At 59.4% G+C, this 1007-nt stretch carries 1 protein-coding gene; it reads right to left on the bottom strand.

Annotated elements, in window-relative coordinates; all coding sequences use genetic code 11:
• Positions 1-79: 79 nt before the first annotated feature.
• Entirely contained in the window at positions 80-988 is a 909-nt protein-coding gene (locus FH968_RS23545; protein WP_139883905.1) for a baseplate assembly protein, read from the bottom strand.
• Positions 989-1007 lie beyond the last annotated feature (19 nt).

The following is a 1007-nucleotide window of genomic DNA, read 5'->3' on the forward strand; positions in this document are numbered from 1 at the left end:
CGGCACGCGGGTCAGTTCGGCACAGGCTTTTGCGGCGGCCAGCTCAAGCTCAGAGGAGCCCACCGGCAGCAGCCGGACGTTATTCATCGGCACCCCCGATAACGATTTTGTAATCGGTGCAGTAAGAGGCCTGGGTGTCATCGAGCACTATATCGGCCAGCGGTTTAGCCAGCTCGACACGCTGCACCCCTTCCACATGCAGGGCGGCATAAATCGCGGATTTGCGGATATCCCGCCCGAGGCGATGCTGCGCGCTGATATAGGCTGTTAACTTTGCCTCGGCGGCCTGTCTGACCGGCTCCATTTCGGGGCCAGGGTAGAGATAGAGCGTGGCGTCGATTTCATAGTCGACGATGGATGCTGACTGTACGGTCACCCGGTCAGCCACCGGGCGCACGTCCTCATCATTGAGCGCAAGACTGACAATATTCACCAGTTCGCTACTAGCGGTGCCGCTCCCCTCACGCGACAGCACCGAAATGGTGACGCACGCCGGTGACGGGCTGATCACCGACACATCTGCGACCCGCCCGTCAGCGCTGCGGCCATGAAACTGATACGCCCCAACCGGCCCCGCCACACTCAGCCCCTCAAACGACTGCTGAATACGCAGACGGAAATCACTGTCGGATTCCATCACGGCCAGCACCGGCGGGATGGCGGTGTCATTGGCAGGGACAATCACCAGACGGGCGACGTTATTGTTTGCCCCCAGCACATCGAGGTCATTCCCTCTGGAAAAGGCCAGCATCACCGCCAGTGCTGACTCGTTTACCCGCTGACGTAAAATCAGCTCACGATAGGCATTTTCTTCCAGCAGTTTGACGATGGGTTCGGACTCCAGCATCAGGGTGCGCGTGACGGCTTCCTGCTCATCTTCGGGGTAAAGGGAAATCAGCGTCGCTTTGCGTTCAGCAAGCAGGGTTTCATAGTCCAGCACCTCGACCACATCCGGGGCGGGTAACTGGCTCAGGTCAATGGTTGCCATAGTCTCAGCTCAGGGGAAC

The organism is Buttiauxella sp. B2 (genome assembly GCF_006376615.1).
In the GTDB taxonomy this organism is placed as follows: Bacteria; Pseudomonadota; Gammaproteobacteria; order Enterobacterales; family Enterobacteriaceae; genus Buttiauxella.